This window comes from Gammaproteobacteria bacterium (assembly GCA_028817255.1).
Lineage (GTDB): Bacteria > Pseudomonadota > Gammaproteobacteria > Porifericomitales > Porifericomitaceae > Porifericomes > Porifericomes azotivorans.
The window spans coordinates 8,070-11,302 of record JAPPQA010000134.1; the positions used below are offsets into that span (position 1 = coordinate 8,070).

Here is a 3,233-nt window from a genome sequence, read left to right on the forward strand (position 1 = left end):
GCCGCACCCGCTACGCCCGCCGCGCCCGCCTCCGGGGAATCGGCTTGAAAAAGGTCTTCAGCGCCGACAACCTCATAGACGCGGGACATGTGCGCGGCCTGCTGGAGGCCAGCGGCATCGCCTGCACCCTGAAGAACGAATACCTGGGCGGCGGCATCGGCGAAATCCCCGCCGTGGAGTGCTGGATCGAAGTCTGGGTGCGGCACAACCGCGATTACGGGATCGCCCGGCGGCTGATAGACGAAGCGCTGTACGGCATGCCGGAGCGCGGGCGGCGGTGGCGTTGCCGCCGTTGCGGCGAGCGGCTGGAGCCGCAGTTCTCCCACTGCTGGCAATGCGGCAGCGAACGGCCGGAGCGGCTGGGGCGCCGGACCGGAATAGCGGGCGCGTGAATCGGGCATATGCGTGACGCCGTAGCGGCGCCGGCGAGCGGGCCCGCGGAGCTGTGGGGGCACCCGCGGGGGCTGTACGTCCTGTTCCTGACCGAGATGTGGGAGCGCTTCAGCTTCTACGGGATGCGGGCGCTGCTGATCTTCTACCTGACCAAACACTTCCTGTTGGCCGACGCCGAGGCGAGCCGCATCTACGGCGGCTACCTGGGCATGGCCTACGCGCTGCCGGTGATCGGCGGCCTGCTGGCCGACCGCTGGCTGGGGCTGCGCAAGGCGGTGGTCTTCGGCGCCGTGCTGCTGTGCCTGGGGCACTTCGGCATGAGCTACGAGGGCGAGGGCGGCCTGCGCACCGACGCGGGGATCGTGCCCGACCGGCAGGGTCTGCAGATCCTCCACCTGTCGCTGGCCCTGATCTGCGTGGGCGTCGGCTTCCTCAAGCCGAGCATCTCCGCGCTCGTCGGGAGCCTGTACCCGCGCGAAGACCCCCGGCGCGACAGCGGTTTCACCCTGTTCTACATGGGCATCAACCTGGGCGCCTTTGCCGCCTCCCTGATCGTGGGCGCGGTCGGAGAGTTCTACGGCTGGGGATACGGCTTCGGCCTGGCCGGGATCGGGATGCTGGTCGGACTGGCCACCTTCCTGTACGGCCAGCGCTTCCTGGCGGGGGCGGCGGAACCGCCCGACCCGGCGCTCCTGCGCGGCAAACTGGCGGGGTTGCGCCGCGAACACTGGCTGTACCTGGGCGGGCTGGCCATGGTGCTGCTCACCTGGCAGCTGCTGTTGCGGCCGCAATGGGTGGGGTACGGGCTGGCGGGCGCGCTGGGTGTCGCCTGCCTGCTGCTCGGCTGGCACGGCCTGCGCCACTGCGACCGCCGCGAACGGGACCGGCTGGCAGTCGTGCTGACGCTGACCTTCTTCTCCGTGGTGTTCTGGGCGCTGTTCGAACAGGCGGGCAGCTCCATGAACCTGTTCGCCGACCGCGCGGTGGACCGCGACTTCGCCGGCCTGTTCACGATCCCCGCCGCCACCCTGCAGTCCCTGAACGCCGGCTTCATTCTCCTGCTGGCGCCGTTATTCGCCGCGCTGTGGGCCCGGCTGGCGCGCGCCCGGCGGGAACCCTCCACCCCGGTCAAATTCTCCCTCGGCATCCTGCAGGCCGGGCTGGGCTTCGGCGCCCTGGCGCTGGGCGCATTGAACGCCGGCGAAGACCGGCTGGTAGCGCTGGGATGGATCGTGCTCGCGTACTTCCTGCACACCACGGGAGAGCTCTGCCTGTCGCCCATCGGCCTGTCCATGGTCACCCGCCTTACCCTGCCGTCGGTAACCGGCCTGGCCATGGGGACCTGGTTCCTGGCCACCGCCTTCGCCGAATACCTGGCGGGACTGATCGCCGTCCTGGTCACGGCGACGCCGGCGGCGGCGGCAGACCCCACGGCGTCCTACGCCCAGGTCTTCGGGCAGCTGTTCCTGGTCGGCGCCGTCAGCGGCATCGTGCTGCTGGCCCTGGCCCCCAAGCTGAGCAGGATGACCCACGGATTGCGCTGAGCCCCCGGCATCCAGCCATAACAGCGGCCCCGGGTCGCGTCCCGTTTCGCGTCCCGTTCCCGCGCAGCCGCGTCAGCCGCGTCAGCCGCCTGCCACGAGCGCCGCCATCTCCCGCAATCCGATCGCTTCCACCCCCCTGGCGACGGGATAACGCTCTTCTCCCTCGTAAACTACAAAAGAGCGCTTCGGTTTCAGGTCCTCGCGGGCGTGGTAAAAGCCCTTACTGGGAGCGGCGGCAAATCCGCGCTTGATCTCGATGGCCCAGGTCCCGCGCCGGCCCGGCAACTTGAGCAGCAGATCGATCTCCGCGCCCGCGGAGCTGCGGTAGAAACCCGCCGTCGTCCGGGGCGGGGCAACGGCCAGGAGATTCTCGATCACGAACCCTTCCCAACTCGCGCCGACCACCGGATGACCGGCCAGGGCGTCGTAGTCCGCAATGCCAAGCAAGGCGTGGACCAGCCCGCCATCGCGCACATAGACCTTGGGCGACTTAAGCAGGCGCTTTTTGACATTCGCGTGGCAGGGTTGCAGCCGGCGCACCAGGAGCAAATCGCCCAGCAGGGCGATATAGCCGGTCACCGTAGGCGCGCTGACGGCAAGACCGGCGGCCAGCCTGGAGGCGTTAAGCAGCGTGCCCTGGCCGTGGGCGAGCATCGTCCACAGCCGCTCCAGCGTCTCCGCCGGAATACGCCGGCCCAACTGCGGCACATCGCGCTCCAAATACGTGCGAATGAAGTTCTGACGAAAAGCGAAACTGTCGGCGTCGCCGGCGGCAAGAAAACTGTCGGGGAATCCTCCCCGCACCCAGAGTTTTCTCATGAGCCGCGCATCGGCAGCCGCCTCCAGCACATCCAGGGGATTCAGTCGCACATACTCGATTCGCCCGGCGAGGCTTTCTCCCGACTGCCGGAGCAAATCCACCGACGCCGAACCCAGGATCAAAAAGCGCCGGGTCCGCTTTCCCCGCCGGCGGCCCCGGTCAATCAGGCCGCGCAGTTCCCGAAACAGTTCCGGCGTCCGGTGAATCTCGTCGAGAATGACGAGGCGATCCTCGTGCTCGCCCAGGTAAAGCGCCGGGTCCGCGAGCCGGTCGCGGTCCGCGCGGGTTTCCAGGTCCAGGTAGAGCGCGTCCGAGCCTTCGGCGAGCGCCAGCGCCAGCGTCGTCTTGCCCACCTGGCGCGGACCGAGCAGGGCGACGGCGGCCTGGCGGCCCAGGGCATTCAGAACGGTGCGGTATGCGCGGCGGCGTATCATCCTTGCAAATTAAAAGATAGACTTTCGATTTGCAAGGATCGG

3 protein-coding genes are annotated in these 3,233 nt (G+C 68.6%); 2 read left to right on the top strand and 1 reads right to left on the bottom strand.

Translation table 11 applies throughout. The annotated features are described in order from the left end of the window. Window positions 1-44: 44 nt before the first annotated feature. Window positions 45-392 carry a DUF2007 domain-containing protein gene (locus tag OXU43_05905; protein ID MDD9824687.1) on the top strand — a complete coding sequence of 116 codons (348 nt, stop codon included), beginning with the start codon at window positions 45-47 and terminating at the stop codon, window positions 390-392. Between the two features lie 9 nt (window positions 393-401). Further along, window positions 402-1,937, top strand: coding sequence for an oligopeptide:H+ symporter (locus OXU43_05910; GenBank protein ID MDD9824688.1), 1,536 nt, complete (start codon window positions 402-404; stop codon window positions 1,935-1,937). An 81-nt stretch (window positions 1,938-2,018) separates the two neighbouring features. Here the strand turns inward: OXU43_05910 and OXU43_05915 are convergent, their stop codons facing one another. Beyond that, window positions 2,019-3,191: an ATP-binding protein gene (locus tag OXU43_05915; protein MDD9824689.1), complete on the bottom strand. Its 1,173-nt coding sequence runs from the start codon at window positions 3,189-3,191 to the stop codon at window positions 2,019-2,021. Window positions 3,192-3,233 lie beyond the last annotated feature (42 nt).